This is a genomic window from Streptomyces sp. RKAG290, from assembly GCF_023701695.1.
In the GTDB taxonomy this organism is placed as follows: Bacteria; Actinomycetota; Actinomycetes; order Streptomycetales; family Streptomycetaceae; genus Streptomyces.
Genome location: NZ_JAJOZC010000001.1, coordinates 6,919,416 through 6,935,767, shown reverse-complemented (window position 1 = coordinate 6,935,767; position 16,352 = coordinate 6,919,416). Strand labels below are relative to the sequence as shown.

Genomic DNA, 16,352 nt, shown 5'->3' with positions numbered 1-16,352 from the left:
GCCGCCCGTGGCAGCACGACCTCTGAAAGAAATTGTCGAGCCCGGCTGGGCGCAGGCCCTGGAGCCCGTGGCCGAACGCATCGCGGCGATGGGTGACTTCCTGCGTACCGAGATCGCGGCGGGGCGCACGTACCTGCCCTCGGGGCCGAACGTCCTGCGGGCGTTCCAGCAACCGTTCGACGAGGTACGGGTCCTGATCGTCGGTCAGGACCCCTACCCGACGCCGGGGCACGCGGTGGGGCTGAGCTTCTCCGTCGCGCCCGACGTCCAGCCGGTGCCGGGGAGCCTGGACAACATCTTCCGGGAACTCCACTCGGACCTGGGGCTTCCGCGTCCCGCCAACGGTGACCTGACTCCCTGGGCCGAGCAGGGCGTGCTGCTGCTCAACAGGGCGCTGACGACGGCCCCCCGCCGGCCTGCGGCGCACCGCGGCAAGGGCTGGGAAGAGGTGACCCAGCAGGCGATCTCGGCACTGGTCGCGCGGGGCACCCCACTGGTGTCGGTCCTGTGGGGCCGCGACGCCCGCAATCTGCGGCCGTCGCTGGGCGATTTCCCGGCGATCGAGTCCTCGCACCCCTCTCCCATGTCGGCGGACCGCGGATTCTTCGGTTCGCGGCCGTTCAGCCGGACCAACGAACTGCTGGAGCGCCAGGGTGCCCAGCCGGTCGACTGGCGGCTGCCGTGACGGCCGCGTCCGGTGCGCCCGACCGGGCCTGCACCGGCGGGCCCGGGACTGCCGGGGCCGGCGGGGAGTACGTCCTCGGGGTGGACTCGGGTGGTTCCGGGCTGCGAGTGGCGCTGGGCGCCGTCGGCGCGGACACCCCGCCGGCCGTGGCGGAATGTGCCGAACCGGTGCGGACCGGGCCGTCCGGCATCGACGCTGCCCACCTGCTGGCACAACTGCTGCCCACCGTCCGGGACCTGCTCACGCGGCAGGGCGGCGGCACCCGGGTCGTCGCCGCGGCGATCGGCGCGGCAGGCATGGCCACGCTCGGCGGACAGCTGCGGGCCGAGCTTCCCGCGGCCCTGGCGGACGCGCTCGGTGTGCACCGGCTGGCGCTCGCCGCCGACGCGGTGACCGCGTACGCCGGAGCGGTCGGACAGCGGCCCGGTGCGGTGGTCGCGGGCGGCACCGGTCTGATCGCGCTGGGCACCGACCTGACGCGGTGGCGGCGGGCCGACGGCTGGGGACACCTGCTGGGGGACAGCGGAGGCGGCGCCTGGATCGGCCGGGCCGGTCTCGATGCGGCGATGCGCGCCCACGACGGGCGGCGCGGCGGCTCCGCGGCCCTGCTCGCCCGGCTGGAGGCGGTGTTCGGGCCGGCGCCCGAACTGCCCGGCCTGCTCTATCCGCGGACCGACCGGCCCGCGGTCCTGGCCTCGTTCGCCCCCGAGGTGGCCGCGTGCGCGGCGCACGATCCCGTCGCCGAGGGCATTCTCCGGGACGCCGCCCGGCACATCGCGGAGGCGGCCGCCGCGGTCTGCCCGAAGGCCGGAGCGGACGACGAGGGCTGCGAAGTGGCGCTTACGGGTGGCTTGTTCCGGATGGGCGACCCGTTGCTCGTACCGCTGCGCGAGGCGCTGGCCCGACAGCTGCCGCACGCCCGGGCGGTCCCCGGTTCGGGTGACCCCCTGACCGGCGCCCTGCGCATCGCTCAGGCCTTGGCCGCCGATGACCTGCGCCTTCCGCACCATCCCACGCTGCTCTGTGTTCCGGTGTCCGGACCGGAACGGGAGCCGGGCACAGGGGTGACAGAGCAGGGCAGTTGACCGGTAAGCCACTCATCGGATAAATGCGGACAGACGACGCTCGACCGGACCCTCCCTGAGCAGCGGGGTACCCAAAACCAGTAGCATGCGGCGCCATGAGCACCCCCACTGGGCCCGCTTCCGGCCTGCCTGTACGAATGCCGCGACCTCGCCAGTCCGGACGGCACCGCCGCCCGGAGCCCGTGGTCGCACCTGAGGGCGCTGCCGCGCTCGTTCTTGCCGTTCCCGGTACCCCCTCTTCGGCCACCCGCAGTCTGGCCGAAGAGGTGATCAGCATTGCCCGCTCCGAGCTGCCCGGTCTGAACGCCCTGATCGGTTACCTCGACGGCGACGATGCCGAGTACCCCACTCTTGCCTCCGTGCTCGCGCACTCCGCCGCCGAGCGCATCGGGCGCTTCGAGCAGGCGCGGGCCGCCGGCCGCGAGGTCGCCCCGCCCGAGGGCCCGGCCGCCGTCGTGGTGCCGCTGCTCGCGGGACCGGACAACGCCCTGGTCCAGCGGATACGCCAAGGGATCACGGACAGCCAGGCCCAGGCCGAGCTGACCGATGTGCTCGGCCCGCACCCGCTCCTCGCCGAGGCCTTGCACGTACGCCTCTCCGAGGCCGGCCTCGCCCGCGCGGACCGTGCCCGGCTGTTCACGGTGGCCACGGCCGCCGACGGCATCGTGCTGGCCACGGTGGGCGGCGAGGAGGCCGTGCAGGCCGCCGGGATCACCGGCATGCTGCTGGCCGCGCGGCTCGCGGTGCCGGTGATGGCCGCCGCGCTCGATGTCGAGGGTTCGGTCGCATCGATCGCCGCGCAGCTGAAGGACTCCGGCTCGCTGCAGCTGGCCGTCGCGCCGTACCTGGTGGGCCCCGAGGTGGCCGAGGGGCTGCTGGACGCCGCCGTCAAGGAGGCGGGCTGCGCGAGCGCCGAGCCGCTCGGCGCCTATCCGGCGATCGGCAAGCTGGTGCTGTCGATGTACACCACGGCGCTCGGCATCGCTCCGGCGGTGGCACAGGGAGCGCAGGCTCACTGATCCGTTCCGACGCACGCATGGGGTGACCCGAGCGGGTCACCCCATGCGCGTGTGCGGGGCCTCAGCCGAAGATCACACAGGAGGCCGCAGGAGCCTCCAGGGAGCCCTCCTGGCGGGGAATCCCGGTCTCCGGGTCCACGGTGAACCAGCTGACGTTCCCGGACCGCTCATTGGCCACGTACAGCCGTCGGCCGGTGGGGTCGAGCGCGAGGTCGCGCGGCCAGTGCCCGCCGCAGCTCACCGTCGTGACCAGGGACGCCCGCTCACCCGTGGCGTCGAGGGCGAGCACCGAGATGCTGTCGTGCCCGCGATTGGCGACCCAGAGGAAGCGGCCGTCGTGCGAGACCACGACCTCGGACGGGTAGGTCGCCGTACCGGCGTCCCCCCGCGCCTCCTCGGGCAGTACGGGCGTCTCCGTCACCGCTTCGAGGACTCCGGCGGCTGCGTCCCACCGGCACAGCGTGACCGTGGGTTCCAGCTCGTGCAGCACATAGGCGTGAGCACCCTCCGGATGGAAGGCGAGATGGCGCGGCCCGGTGCCGGGCCGCAGCGCCGTCTCACCGTGCAGGCGCAGCTCCCGGGTGTCCGGGTCGAGCGCGCAGACACGGACCGAATCCGTTCCCAGGTCGACGCTGAGCACCCAGTCCCCCGAAGGGTCGGCGACGACCTGGTGGGCGTGCGGGCCCTCCTGGCGGTCTTCGTCCGGTCCGCTCCCCTCGTGCGGGAACACCCCGCCTGTCGCGCCGAGTGAGCCGTCCGCCAGGACGGGCAGGACCGTGACGCTGCCGGAGCCGTAGTTGGCGGTGACCAGATGCCCGCCCGCGAGTGCGAGGTGCGTGGGGCCCTCGGCATTCACCGGCCGGGCGTCGCCGATCGGCCGTGGGACGTCCTCGCTGATGTCGAACGCCGCGGCCGCCCCTGCTCGGTCTCGCTGACCGCGTACAGCACCGCGCCACCCGGGCCTCTGCCCGTGCCGAGCACGAGGTACGAGGGATCGCGAACGGCGTCCGTCGCACCAAGGACGGTGAGCGCCCCGGTCTCCTGGTCCACGGCGGCGACGGTGATACCCCGCCCGCCCGCCGAGGTGAACGACCCGATGTATGCCCGTCCGACACCGTTGCTGCTGTCCACCGCGCTGCCCTCCTCCGTCGCCTGATCACGACGTGGGGACCGCCGCGATCTTCCGCGGCGACCGTAGCAGTGCGCCCTTTGTGGTCTGGACCAAGGGGGCGGGCTCAGGCCGGTACGAGTGGCGCGCGCGGGGAGCTGTGCAGCGGCGCGGCGAGTTCGGCGAGCGCGCGCTCCAGGCCGTGCAGATGGACGAGGGCAGGTTCCGCCGCGGGGGCGGACGCCGCAAGACCGACGGCGAGCGGGGTCCGCGCCGGCCGCTCCGGAGCCGTCAGGGCTTCCACGGCGCTTTCGACGCGCCAGCAGGCAGCGGCGAGCCGGGCGTCGTGGGACGCTTCCGGGTCCGCCGCCACGGAGGCCAGCCCCCGCACTTCCCGCGCGCACTCGTCCAGCAGGGCCAGCACATGCCCGGCCCTGGCCCGGCGGGCGCGCAGCGGGCTCAGCGGATGCACCAGCGGGGCCAGCGACAGCCGGACCCGCGCCAGGAGCGCCTCCAGCTCGGCGACCCGCGGCGCCGGGTCGGCCGTCGCCGATCCCGAGAGCCGGGCGGCGGCCTCCTCGGTGCAGGCGTGGACGCAGCGCAGGGCCCGCTGGATCCAGGCGTCGGTCGTGGCGTGCGTGGTGACCGGCAGCACGAGCAGCACCGCGATCATCGCGCCGAGCGCCCCCACGGCGGTCTCGCCGAGCCGCAGTGCCAGCAGGGCCGGGTCGAGCACTCCGAGCGCCCCGTAGAGCGCGCCGGCCATCACGGTCACGGAGAACATCATCCAGGTGTACGAGACCGCCGCGGTGTAGAAGATCCCGAACACCCCGAGCGCCACGAGGACGGCGGTGGGGACCGGAGCCCCGTGCAGCGGGACGACGACGCCCAGACCGATGGGGATGCCGATCAGCGTCCCCAGGATCCGGCGGAAGCTGCGGACCAGCGTCTCGCCGCGCGAGGCGGTGTTGACGAAGACCCACCAGGTGGCCCCCACCGCCCAGTACCAGCGCTGGTCGGAGAGGAGCTGGCCGGCCATGAGCGCGAGAGTTCCGCCGGAGGCCGCCTGGATCGCCTGGCGCGTGGTGACCCTGGCCAGGCCGGTGCCGCTCACGGGGGCGGGCACGGCGGCCGGGGTCAGCCGGCGCTCGTAGCACCACAGCCCGAAGCGGACGGCCGACGAGGAGAGCAGCGAGAGGGCCACCGCGGAGTACAGCTCGGGCAGCTGTCCCGGCAGGGTGTGCAGGAACTGCGTGCTGAAGAACGCCATGAATGCGAACACGCCGAGGGAGTGGCCGCGCGGCCCCCATCGCCGGGCGTACACCCCGGCGCCCATGACCGCCAGGAAGGCCACGTCGCGCGCCACCGGGTGGCCGTGCAGTACCGCGGCGAGCGCGAGCACCGGAAAGCCGACGGCGGGCAGCAGCGCGGTGGTGAGCGCCTGGCCCCTGACCGTGGCGTCGGTCACCGTGAACAGGGCGAGCAGCGCGGCGAGACCACCGGTGACGGCGGCGACGAGCGAGTGGCCGACCAGTCCGCAGACCGTCACGGCGAGGCCGATGCCGAGGACGGCCCGGCCGGCGCTGCGCAGCCGCAGTCGTCCGGGGTCCCGGGCCACGAACGCTCTCTTCAGCACAGTTGCTCCCCGCCTCCGCCGCCGGCTCCGTGCACCGGCATGAAAAAGGCGCCGCGGGGGTCCGCAGCGCCATCGACAGGTACATCAGAGCATCCATCGGCCTGTTGGCTCAAATTGACCTCCAAAGACTGTGCCATTGGCTCAGACATCGACCACCTGCGGCACCATCAGTCAGCCATCGGACCACCAGACGGCGCACCCCCTGCGCACCCGCCCCGCGGGACGTCCTGGGGCAGTGGCCCATCGCAGCTGTTCTTCAGTGCGCCATTGGTACAGTCGCAGCCCCGATCGACGTACCGGAAAGAGGCTCGCGGACCATGGCGGTGGACGCCCTCGACACCCGTATCCTGCGGCTGCTCATCGAGCAGCCGCACACGAGCGTGCGCGAGTACGCCCGGATCCTCTCCATCGCCCGGGGCACCCTCCAGGCCCGCATCGACCGGCTGGAGCGGGACGGGGTGATCACCGGCAGCGGCCCGTTCCTCTCGCCGGCCGCCCTCGGCCATCCGGTGCTCGCCTTCGTGCACCTGGAGGTCACGCAGGGGCATCTGGACGACGTGGGCGAGGCCCTCGCCGCCGTGCCGGAGATCGTCGAAGCCTTCTCGACCACGGGCGGCGGCGACCTGCTGACCCGGGTGGTGGCCCGGGACAACGGGCATCTGGAGGATGTGATCCAGCAGTTGATCCAGCTGCCCGGTGTGGTCAGGACCCGGACCGAGGTCGCCCTGCGCGAACGGGTGCCGCACCGGCTGCTGCCGCTGGTGGAATCGGTGGGCCGCGCGGCGGCGGGTGGCCCGGAGTGATCGCGTGATGAGATCATGGCCGCCATGAACTCATCACGCGCGCAGGCGACTTCGGTCGTTTTCGACCTGGACGGCACCCTCGTGGACAGCGAGCCGAACGCCTACGAATCGGCTCGGCTGCTGCTCGGACGGTACGGAGTGCCGGACTTCACCTGGGAGCAGAACGCCCGCTTCCTCGGGATCAGCAACCGGGAGGCGCTGACCGTCCTGCGCGCCGAGTACGGCATCGAGGCGCCCGTCGACGAACTGGTGGCGGGCCAGGACGCGTGCTATCTGGAGCTCGCGCGCGCCTCGACCGAAGTCTTCCCCCGGATGCGCGAGTTCGTGGAGCTGCTGCACGCGAAGGGCGTCGCCATGGCGGTGGCGTCGGGCTCGTCGCGGGAGGTGATCGAGGTCGTACTGAAGGGCACCGGCCTCGACGCGTACCTCACCGAGTACGTCTCCGCCGAGGAAGTGGCACACGGAAAGCCGGCGCCGGACGTCTTCCTGGAGGCCGCCCGGCGCCTCGCGGCGACCCCGGCCGACTGTGTGGTGGTGGAGGACGCCGCGCCGGGCGCGGCTGCGGCGCAGGCCGCGGGCATGCGCTGCATCGCGGTTCCCTACGTGGCGGCGACGGCCGACGATCCGGCGTTCGCGGCAGCGGGTCTGCTCTTCCGCGGCGGGCAGGGCGAGTTCAGCGCACAGGCCGCCTTCGGGTGGCTGTTCCCGGTACCGTGACGGTGCCGCCCGTCCGGCGCTGCCCGTCCGTCCGGCCCTCGCCGCGGTGACGTCCGCGTGGGCGGCGCCCGCCGGTCGTCCGGAGGCCGCGCGCCGGATATCCTGATCTTGCTGCGTGTCCCCCACCCCGTCCTGTTACCGATGAGGTCGCAGCCGCGGCAGTCGAAGCCGCCCTCGGCCCGAGACATTCGAGATAGGTGTGCGCAGGTGCTGGTTGCTGGTCGGTACCGATTGATATCCGCTATCGGTCGTGGCGGGATGGGTGAGGTCTGGCGCGCCACGGACGAGGTCCTCGGCCGGTCCGTCGCCGTGAAGCTGCTGTTGGGAGAGCACGCGGACGAGTCGGCCACCGCACGTTTCCGGCTGGAGGCGCAGACCGCCGCCCGGCTGAGCCATCCCCATCTGGTGGCCGTGTTCGACTTCGGCTCCTGGGAGGGCCGGTTCTACCTCGTGATGGAGCTCGTCGAGGGCAGAAGCCTCGGCGACCTGCTCCTGGCGCAGGAACGGCTGGCACCGGAACAGGTGGCCCGTATCGCGGGTCAGGCGGCCGCCGGCCTGGCCGCGGCGCACCGGCAGGGCATCGTCCACCGCGACATCAAGCCCGGGAACCTGATGCTGGACGCGGAAGGTGCCGTCAAGATCGGCGACTTCGGCATCGCGCAGTTCGTCGACGATCCGTCCGCCGCGCTCACCACGACGGGCCACATCGTCGGCACGAGCCTCTACCTCGCGCCGGAACGGGCCCTGGGCCGTACGGCCGGCGCCGCCTCCGACATGTACTCGCTCGGCTGCGTGATCTACCAACTGCTGCTCGGCCAGCCGCCGTTCCGCTCCGACACTCCGACCGCCACGCTCTACCAGCACGTGGACACACCTCCCGTGCCGCTGCGGCAGCGCGGCGTCGACATGTCGGCCGCCTTCGACTCGTACCTGCTGGGCCTGCTCGCGAAGCAGCCCGAGGACCGGCCGACGGCTCAGCAGGTCTCCGACTGGTTCCACAGCGAGGCCTGGCGGGGCCGGGCGGAGCCGCTGCCGATGTACCGGCCCGCTCCTTCGCGGACGCCGGCCACCACCTATGCGCCGGCGCCCCCGCCGGCCGCGCAGCGGTCCGGTGACGCTTCGACGACGTACCGGCTGCCCCCGACAGCCGGCCGGGGGCGGCGCGCGGCTCCGGCCCGGTCCCGGGCCACCCGGCGGCGCTCCACCCGTGAGGCGATAAGACGCCGCCCGCGCGTGGCCAGTGCCATCGCGGGTACGGTCGCCTTCCTCGCCGCCGTGTATCTGGGGATGAGCTTGTTCTCCCCGGATTCCAGTTCGGCCACGACGCCGCCGGGAGACGGCGCCTCCACGAGCGGTCCCGCGTCACCGTCGCCCGCAGAGAGCCGTTAGGGCCGGTAGGGCCTCTCGTTTGGATCATGCCGGGCTCGCCGGGTCTGACCCAAACGAAAGCCCCTAGGGCCCGCGACTACCAGCGGTCGTGAACCGCCGCACGGATCCTGCGGTCGTAGAGGTCACGTACCGCGTCCAGCGTCTCGTGCGGCAGCGGCTCCAGCGCCGCCGCGGCCGCGTTGGCACGGGCCTGCTCGACCGAACGGGCACCGGGGATGACGGCGGTGACTCCTGGCTGCTGGATGATCCAGCGCAGCGCGGTCTGCGCCGGAGTCGCCCCTTCGGGAGCGAGCGCGGCGAACTCGGCCGCCGCCGCCACCCCGGTCCCGTACTCGACGCCCGAGAAGGTCTCGCCCTGGTCGAACGACTCGCCGTGCCGGTTGTACGTGCGGTGGTCCTCCGGGGCGAACACGGTGTCCGCGGTGTACTTGCCGGAGAGCAGCCCGGAGGCGAGCGGCACGCGCGCGATGATGCCGACTCCGGCGGCGCGGGCGGCCGGGAGCACCTCGTCCAGCGGCTTGAGGCGGAGCGGGTTGAGGATGATCTGGACACTCGCGACGCCGGGGCGGGCGAGGGCGGTCAGGGCCTCGGCACACGTTTCGACGCTCACCCCGTAGGCGGCGATCCGCTCCTCGGCGACCAGCGTGTCGAGGGCGTCGTAGACCGCGTCCGAGGAGTACACGGCGGTGGGCGGGCAGTGCAGTTGCACCAGATCGAGGGTGTCGACGCCGAGGTTGGACCGAGAGCGGTCGTTCCAGGTACGGAAGTTGTCCAGGACGTAGTTCTCCGGCACCTGCTCGGCACGCCGGCCCATCTTCGTCGCCACGAGGACCCGGGCGTCCGGACGCTCCTTCAGATAGCGGCCGATGAGCTGTTCGCTGCGGCCGTCCCCGTACACGTCCGCGGTGTCGAAGAAGGTCACCCCGGACTCGACCGCGGCGTCGAGGGTCCCGAAGGCATCGGCCTCCGGCACCTCGCCCCAGTCCCCGCCCAGCTGCCAAGTTCCCAGTCCGACGACCGATACGTCCCGTCCGGTCCTGCCCAGTTCACGCTGCTCCATGGGAATCATGCTACGTCGGTGAGGGTGGCTGCCGTCCGCAACGGGGCGTGACCGCCTGCCCCCTGGCCGCCGCGCCTCCGGCGCCGCGGCGGCCAGGGGCCCGGATCAGCCGGCGTCCTGGCCGAGTGCCGCCAGCCGCCGCATCTCGTCCTCGGTGAGCCGCAGCGCACCCGCTGCCACGTTCTCGACGAGGTGGCCGGGGTCGCCGGTGCCCGGGATGGCGAGTACGTGCGAGCCGCGCTGCAGCGTCCAGGCCAGCCGGATCTGCGCGGTCGAGGCGCCGTGCGCCGCGGCGACGGACGACAGCACCTCCTCGTCGGTGGCCGCGTGCCCCCCGGACTCGCGGCCTTCGCCGACAATCGCGAAGAACGGCACGAACGCGATTCCCCGCTCCCCGCAGATCCGCAGCACCTCCTCGCCGTCCGCGCGGCCGGTGCCGATGCCGAACCTGTTCTGCACACAGACGACGGGCGCGATGGGCAGGGCCTCGGCGATCTGCTCGAGCCCGACGTTGGAGAGCCCCAGGTGACGGATGAGCCCCTCCTTCCGCAGATCGGCCAGTGCACCGAACGCGTCGGCGATCGGGGCAGGCCCGTTCACGCGCAGGTTCACCACGTCGAGGTGGTCGCGGCCCAGCTGGCGAAGGTTCTCCTCGACCTGCCCACGCAGCTGTTCGGGCCGGGCCCACTCCTGCCAGTCGCCCGACGGCCCCCGGCCGGGGCCGACCTTGGTGGTGATGACCAGGTCGTCCGGGTACGGGCCGAGCGCGCTGTTGATCAGCTCGTTGGCCGAGCGCAACGGCGAGAAGTAGAAGGCTGCCGTGTCGATGTGGTTGACGCCGAACTCAACGGCGCGCCGCAGCACGGTGATCGCCCGGTCCCGGTCGTGCGGGGTCCGGTCGTCGCTGAACGCGCTGCCGTTCTGGGTCAGACGCATGGCGCCGAAACCGATCCGGTTGACGGTCAGGTCGCCCAGCTGCCAGGTACCGGCGGCCGCTGCGGTGGGTGTTGCCGAGGTCATGAACGATTCTTCCTGTAGGCGACGGGCCGGAGAGCCCAAGTGGTGGAGCAGGAGCGGGGCTTGCGTAATTGACTTGTTGGTGATAAAGTCACGGTGGATATCCCTGGAGCGTCACCGTCTGGTGCGGGTGCAGATTAACGCCACCCCCGGGAATCTGTCCAGTACTTCACCTCCCCTTCCGGCTCCTGGGCGCCTCCGCGCCGGCGATCTCGCGCGCCCTGTTCCGCCGCCGAGTCGCCCCTTTTCTGTGCGCTTGCTGTGCGCCGGCTGTGCGATCCCACCACCGCGACTTGACCAGACTTGCCAAGTCCCCTTCAGGCGCGCCCAGTTCGTTGACGAGGTCAGGACCGCGTGTGAGTGTTCGGTCGCTCGATCACGGACACCACCTGGGCGGACGGCCGAGAGCCGGCGCACAGGCGGGTGTGTCTCCGCACGCCGCTGCCCGTGACCGAGGTCCCCACGAACCGAGGAGCCTCGATGAAACGCAGACCGATGACGGCCGGGACAACCCTGGCCGTCCTCGCCGGAATGCTGGTCGCCACCAGTGGCCAGTCAGCTTCTGCAGAACCCTCTCCGCCGGCCCCGACCCCACTCGCCGCTGCCGTGTCGGCGGCCGACCGGGCAGCGGCCAGTGGGCTGGACGCCCTGGCGAAGGGGCCCGAGGAACGGTACGAGCGGCAGATGGTGACCCCGTGGGTCAACGGGCTCTACTCCGTCGCGTACGCCCGCACCTACCGCGGTCTCCCGGTCGTCGGCGGGGACGCCGTCGTGGTGGCCGACTCCAAGGGGCGGGTCCACGGCGCCCAGTCGGCCGTCTCCCGGCGCATCAACGTACCCACCACCGCGACCGTTTCGGCCGGGGCGGCCGAGACCGCCGCGCGCAGGAAGCTCAGCTCGGTCAAGCGGGTGGACAGTCACCGGCTGGTCGTCCGGGCCACCGGCAAGAAGTCCCGGCTGGCCTGGGAGACCGTACTCACCGGCCGCACCGCGAAGGCACCGAGCCATCTGCACGTCTTCGTCGACGCGGGCACCGGCGCGGTGCTCGACAGCTACGACGACGTCAAGGCCGGCACCGGAAACAGCCAGTGGAACGGACCGTCCCCGCTGTCGATCAACACCACTTCTTCCGGCGGTAGTTACTCGTTACGTGACCCGGGCAGGCCGGGGCTGAGCTGCGCCGACTACAGCACGGGTGGCGTCTTCACGAAGGCCACCGACTCCTGGGGCACCGGCAGCGCCTCCAGCAAGGAGACCGGCTGCGTCGACGTCATGTGGGCGGCCCAGCACGAGTGGGACATGCTGCGTGACTGGCTGGGGCGCAACGGCCACGACGGAAACGGCCGCAGCTGGCCGGTCAAGGTCGGGCTCAACGACGTGAACGCCTACTGGGACGGGTCCACCGTCTCCATCGGCCACAACAACGCCAACCAGTGGATCGGGGCCATCGATGTCGTGGGCCACGAGTTCGGCCACGGCATCGACCAGTACACGCCCGGCGGCGCCAACAACGAGTCCGGTCTCGGCGAGGCGACCGGCGACATCATGGGGGCGCTGACCGAGGCGTACACCAATGAGCCCACCCCGTACGACGACCCGGACTACACCGTCGGCGAGAAGATCGACCTCGTGGGCGACGGGCCGATCCGGATCATGTACAACCCCGGTCAGATCGGTGACCCGAACTGCTACAGCTCCTCCATACCCAGCACCGAGGAGCACGCGGCGGCCGGTCCGCTCAACCACTGGTTCTACCTGCTGGCCGAGGGATCGAGCCCCGGCGGCGGCAAACCGTCCAGCCCGACCTGCAACAGCTCCTCGGTCACCGGCGTGGGAATCCAGAGCGCCGGCAAGGTCTTCTACGGCGGCATGCTGCTCAAGACCAGCGGCATGACGTACAAGCGTTACCGCACCGCCACGCTCACCTCGGCCAAGGCCCTGGACGCCGGCTGTGTGCTGTTCAACCGGACGAAGGCCGCCTGGGACGCGGTCAGCGTCCCGGCGCAGAGCGGCGACCCGACCTGCGCGCCGAGTGGCAACAACGACTTCTCGCTCTCCCTGGATCCGGCCGCCGGCTCGGTGAAGCCGGGCAGTGCGGTGACGGCCACGGTCAGGACGACCGTGAGCTCCGGCAGCGCGCAGCCGGTCAATCTGTCCGCGACCGGCCAGCCGAGCGGTGTCAACGTCTCCTTCAGCCCGTCCGCGGTACAGTCCGGCGCGACCTCGGCCATGACCGTGTCGGCCACGTCGGCCGCGGCCCCCGGTACGTACACCCTCACGGTGAAGGGCGCCGGCACCCAGGAACACACCGCGCAGTACACGCTGACCGTCAATGACGGCGGCGGCGGCCCCGGTGGCACTCCTCCTGACATCAGCGTCGCCAATGTGCAGTCGCACCTGTCGCAGTTCAACACCATCGCCTCGCAGAACGGCGGCAACCGGCGGGCCGGCAGCGCCGGTTACACGGCCTCGCTCGCGTATGTGAAGGGCAAGCTCCAGGCAGCCGGTTACACGGTCAGCGAGCAGTCCTGCACCAGCTGCAGCTACCGCGGCAACAACCTGATCGCGGACTGGCCCGGTGGCCCCGCCGACCGGACCGTGATGTTCGGCGCGCACCTGGACGGTGTCGCCGCCGGGCCCGGTATCAATGACAACGGCTCCGGCTCCGCCACTCTCCTGGAGAACGCGCTCGCCCTGGCCCAGCAGAACCCGACGATGACCAAGCACGTGCGCTTCGCCTGGTGGAACGGCGAGGAGCAGGGCCTGCAGGGCTCCGAGTACTACGTCGGGCAGCTCACGTCCGCCCAGCGCAGCGCCATCACGGCGTACTACAACTTCGACATGGTCGCCTCGCCCAACGGCGGCTACTTCATCAACAACCTCAACTCCGCCGCATCGGCCCCGATGAAGGAGTACTGGAGCTCCCTCGGCCTCGCTCCGGAAGAGAACGTCGAGGGCCAAGGACGCTCCGACGACTACTCGTTCCAGCAGGCAGGCATCGCGACGTCGGGCTACGCCACCGGCGCGAGTGACACCAAGTCTGCTGCGCAGGCCACCAAGTGGGGCGGCACGGCAGGCCGTTCGTACGACTCCTGCTACCACCAGGCGTGCGACACCACCAGCAACATCAACGCGACCGCACTCGACCGCAGCGCCGACGGAATCGCGTACTCGGTGTGGAAGACGGCGGTCGGCACCACCGCACCCGCCAACGACTTCTCCGTCTCGGTGAGCCCGCTCTCCGGCAGCGTCCAGCCCGGGGCCTCGGCCACGGCGACCGTCTCCACAGCCACCACCAGTGGTTCCGCGCAGAGTGTCCGGCTGACGGCCTCCGGGGCGCCGAACGGCGTCACCGTCTCCTTCGCCCCGTCCTCCGTGCAGTCCGGGTCCTCCTCGACGATGACCGTCTCCGCGGGGGCCCAGACCACCGCGGGCACCTACACCCTCACCGTGACCGGAACGGGCACCGCCACCCACACCACCACGTACTCGCTGGTCGTCGGCGGCGGCGGCAGCTGCCAGGCGCGGCAGGTCGTCGCAAACGGCGGCTTCGAGAACGGCACGGCGCCGTGGACCCAGACGGACGGGGTCATCAACAACAGGACCTCGGAGAAGCCCGCACACAGCGGCGCCTACCAGGCCTGGTTCGGCGGCTGGGGCAGCACCCACAGTGACAGCGCCTCGCAGTCGCTGACCGTCCCGGCGGGCTGCTCGACGTACAAGCTGTCGTTCTACGTGCGCACCGACACGGACGAGTCGGCGGGCGACGCGACCGCGTACGACACCTTCACCGTCAAGCTGGGGTCGCGGACGCTGGCCACGTACTCGAATCTCGACGCGAGCAGCGGCTACGTCCAGCAGAGCTTCGACGTCGCCGCCGCAGCGGGTCAGACGGTGACGCTGGGGTTCACCAGCAAGGAGGACGCCTACCTGCAGACCAGCTTCGTCGTGGACGATGTCACGCTCGACGTGAGCTGATCAGTCATCAGCAGTACGCACAGGGGCGGGGCGTGGTGGTTCACACGCCCCGCCCCGCCGTCTCAGCGGACCACCGCGGCCAGGCGGCGGACGAACTCGTCGATCTCGGGCCTGCCGGCCCGGTGCGCGGCCAGTCTGCCGTGCAGTCCGCGCAGCTCCTGGCCGAGCAGCGTCGACGGGGTGACCTCGGTGGTGTCGAGCACCGGACCGGCCACGGCCAGCGCCGCCGACGGGTCACCCGCGCAGGCATGGGCGTCGGCCATCCGCACCAGGAACAGCATCCGCGCCGAGTGCATGCCGGGAGGCAGCAAGCCGAGCGCGGTGCCTGCCGCCCCGACCGCCCGGAGCGCGAACCGGCGGTCCCCGGTGGCCGCCGCGAGGTCGCGCAGCGCGCCCGCCGCGCCCGACTCCACCCGCAGGCGCACCGAGGCGACGGAGAGCCAGGGTGCCTCCGTCTCGTCCCGCTCCTGGACCCGGTCCATCTGCGACCAGGCGCGGTCGATGTGGCTCAGGGTCTGCGGGGCGTCCCCCCGGACGGCGTGACCGCGCGCCTGGTACAGATCGCTCATGGCGCCCGCCCAGGGCCGGTTCGCGGCGGCCTGCCGGATGGCCATCCCGTAGGCCAGGGCCGAGGGACCGTCGCCCTCCAACCGGGCAAGGGTGCTCATGTCGCTGAGCGCCGCGACCTCGGTCCCCACGTGACCGGCCATGGCGGACCAGAGCAGCGACCGGTCGAGCCAGGCCATCGCGGTGCCGTTGCGGCCCCACAGCAACCGCAGACAGCCCGCCGACTGTGCGTACTCGGCTGCCAGCGGGGCGAGTTGGCGCTGGTAGCGGGCCGCGGGCAGCGCCATCCACCGGAGCATGGCGTGCAGTGTGCGTTCGACGACGGCGGTCGCCCCCGGCCAGGCGCGTTCCTCCTCGGCGCGCAGGCAGACGGCGAGCAGGGCGGTCAGGGCGTGCACGGTCTCGGTGTCCAGTGCGGGGTGGGACGACGTGTCCGGGTCCAGGGCGCAGAAGGCCGCGTGCAGTTCTATGGCGTCGGTGAGTGCGGGTACGGCGCAGCCGTCCCGGCTGTGCAGCGGGCAGGCGAGCCCGTACGCGGGCAGGCCGGCGGGCAGGGCGGTCCCCGGGGGCAGCATCGCCAGGAGTGCACCGCCCGCGGGTTCGCCGGGCAGAGGGCCCGGGCGGGCCGGGGCGTCCGCGGTCCGCGGCCCGCGGTCCGCCCCGTCCGTGTCCCCCGCCGCTTGCTTCGCCACGGCCGCTTCGCAGGCGGCCAGCAGGTCACCGCCCGCGGCCAGCAGGTCGTCCAGCCTGCGGGCCAGCGGCAGCGGCGTCCTGCGGCTGCCGTGTTCGAGTTTGCTGATGGCGGTGTGGTCGTAGCCGACGCGGGCGCCCACCTGGGCCTGGGTGAGACCGGCCCGTCCGCGCCACTGGCGTAACCGGACCCCGAAGGATCTCCATGCCTGCGCGCCACGGGGGTCCGCCGGCACAGGGCCCACGTCCTCGGTCACCCCGGGGCCCGTCGCGCCTGGTCAAGGGCGCTGCGCGTACCGCGCTCACGGCTCATGTCCCGGAGGATAGCGAGCACCCGTATCCGCTGTCCCCGGGACGTCGGCAAGATGTCCGGTAACAGGCGCGGTGGCCTGCGGTGGGCAGAACTTCCGACGCGCCGGGATGCGTCCGGCCGGTGTTCAGTTGCGGTGGCAACGGCATGCCGCCCCTCCGTCACTCCATGTGTACGCCGCATCATCCCCTGAATCGACGGTGCGTCAGATCCCTTGCCGTGGCGCCTTCAAGGCGTGCGGAACACGGTCAATCGGGAGGTATCCGTCATCAACTCTTGTTCTCAACG

Annotated in this window: 11 protein-coding genes and 1 pseudogene; 7 read left to right on the top strand and 5 right to left on the bottom strand. The window is 72.2% G+C overall.

Translation table 11 applies throughout. The annotated features are described in order from the left end of the window. The first annotated feature begins 7 nt into the window (after positions 1 to 7). The 3 genes from LNW71_RS30680 (at position 8) to LNW71_RS30670 (ending at position 2,789) form a co-directional block, all read left to right on the top strand. Positions 8 to 685 (top strand): uracil-DNA glycosylase, encoded by a 678-nt coding sequence (locus LNW71_RS30680; protein WP_250971160.1) that lies wholly within the window; start codon positions 8 to 10, stop codon positions 683 to 685. Between the two features lie 80 nt (positions 686 to 765). Next, positions 766 to 1,770 (top strand): BadF/BadG/BcrA/BcrD ATPase family protein, encoded by a 1,005-nt coding sequence (locus LNW71_RS30675; RefSeq protein ID WP_250972203.1) that lies wholly within the window; start codon positions 766 to 768, stop codon positions 1,768 to 1,770. Between the two features lie 95 nt (positions 1,771 to 1,865). Continuing rightward, positions 1,866 to 2,789: a hypothetical protein gene (locus tag LNW71_RS30670; protein ID WP_250971159.1), complete on the top strand. Its 924-nt coding sequence runs from the start codon at positions 1,866 to 1,868 to the stop codon at positions 2,787 to 2,789. Between the two features lie 61 nt (positions 2,790 to 2,850). Here LNW71_RS30670 and LNW71_RS30665 read toward each other — a convergent pair. Then, positions 2,851 to 3,920 (bottom strand): annotated as a pseudogene (locus LNW71_RS30665) (lactonase family protein). Positions 3,921 to 4,024: 104 nt separating this feature from the next. Next, on the bottom strand, positions 4,025 to 5,533 hold the full coding sequence (locus LNW71_RS30660; protein ID WP_250971158.1) for an FUSC family protein: 1,509 nt from the start codon (positions 5,531 to 5,533) through the stop codon (positions 4,025 to 4,027). 317 nt (positions 5,534 to 5,850) lie between these two features. Here LNW71_RS30660 and LNW71_RS30655 point away from each other — a divergent pair, with 317 nt between their 5' ends. From LNW71_RS30655 to LNW71_RS30645, 3 genes are all read left to right on the top strand, one after another. Then, entirely contained in the window at positions 5,851 to 6,336 is a 486-nt protein-coding gene (locus LNW71_RS30655) for an Lrp/AsnC family transcriptional regulator (RefSeq protein ID WP_250971157.1), read from the top strand. A 24-nt stretch (positions 6,337 to 6,360) separates the two neighbouring features. Then, entirely contained in the window at positions 6,361 to 7,053 is a 693-nt protein-coding gene (locus tag LNW71_RS30650) for an HAD family hydrolase (protein WP_374119471.1), read from the top strand. A gap of 258 nt (positions 7,054 to 7,311) precedes the next feature. Next, on the top strand, positions 7,312 to 8,442 hold the full coding sequence (locus LNW71_RS30645) for a serine/threonine-protein kinase (protein WP_250971155.1): 1,131 nt from the start codon (positions 7,312 to 7,314) through the stop codon (positions 8,440 to 8,442). 76 nt (positions 8,443 to 8,518) lie between these two features. On the opposite strand, the gene LNW71_RS30640 is transcribed toward LNW71_RS30645, so the two are convergent. Both LNW71_RS30640 and LNW71_RS30635 read right to left on the bottom strand, forming a co-directional pair. Then, a complete protein-coding gene (locus tag LNW71_RS30640) occupies positions 8,519 to 9,511 on the bottom strand; it encodes an aldo/keto reductase (protein WP_250971154.1) in 993 nt (330 codons plus the stop codon). Between the two features lie 96 nt (positions 9,512 to 9,607). Beyond that, positions 9,608 to 10,522, bottom strand: a complete 915-nt coding sequence (locus tag LNW71_RS30635) for an aldo/keto reductase (RefSeq protein WP_250971153.1) — start codon at positions 10,520 to 10,522, stop codon at positions 9,608 to 9,610. 492 nt (positions 10,523 to 11,014) lie between these two features. Between LNW71_RS30635 and LNW71_RS30630 the strand changes: the two genes are divergently transcribed. After that, positions 11,015 to 14,497 carry a M28 family peptidase gene (locus LNW71_RS30630; RefSeq protein WP_250972202.1) on the top strand — a complete coding sequence of 1,161 codons (3,483 nt, stop codon included), beginning with the start codon at positions 11,015 to 11,017 and terminating at the stop codon, positions 14,495 to 14,497. A gap of 62 nt (positions 14,498 to 14,559) precedes the next feature. Here LNW71_RS30630 and LNW71_RS36230 read toward each other — a convergent pair whose 3' ends face one another. After that, complete coding sequence (locus tag LNW71_RS36230; RefSeq protein WP_374119470.1) at positions 14,560 to 15,897, bottom strand: XRE family transcriptional regulator; 1,338 nt, start codon at positions 15,895 to 15,897, stop codon at positions 14,560 to 14,562. Positions 15,898 to 16,352 lie beyond the last annotated feature (455 nt).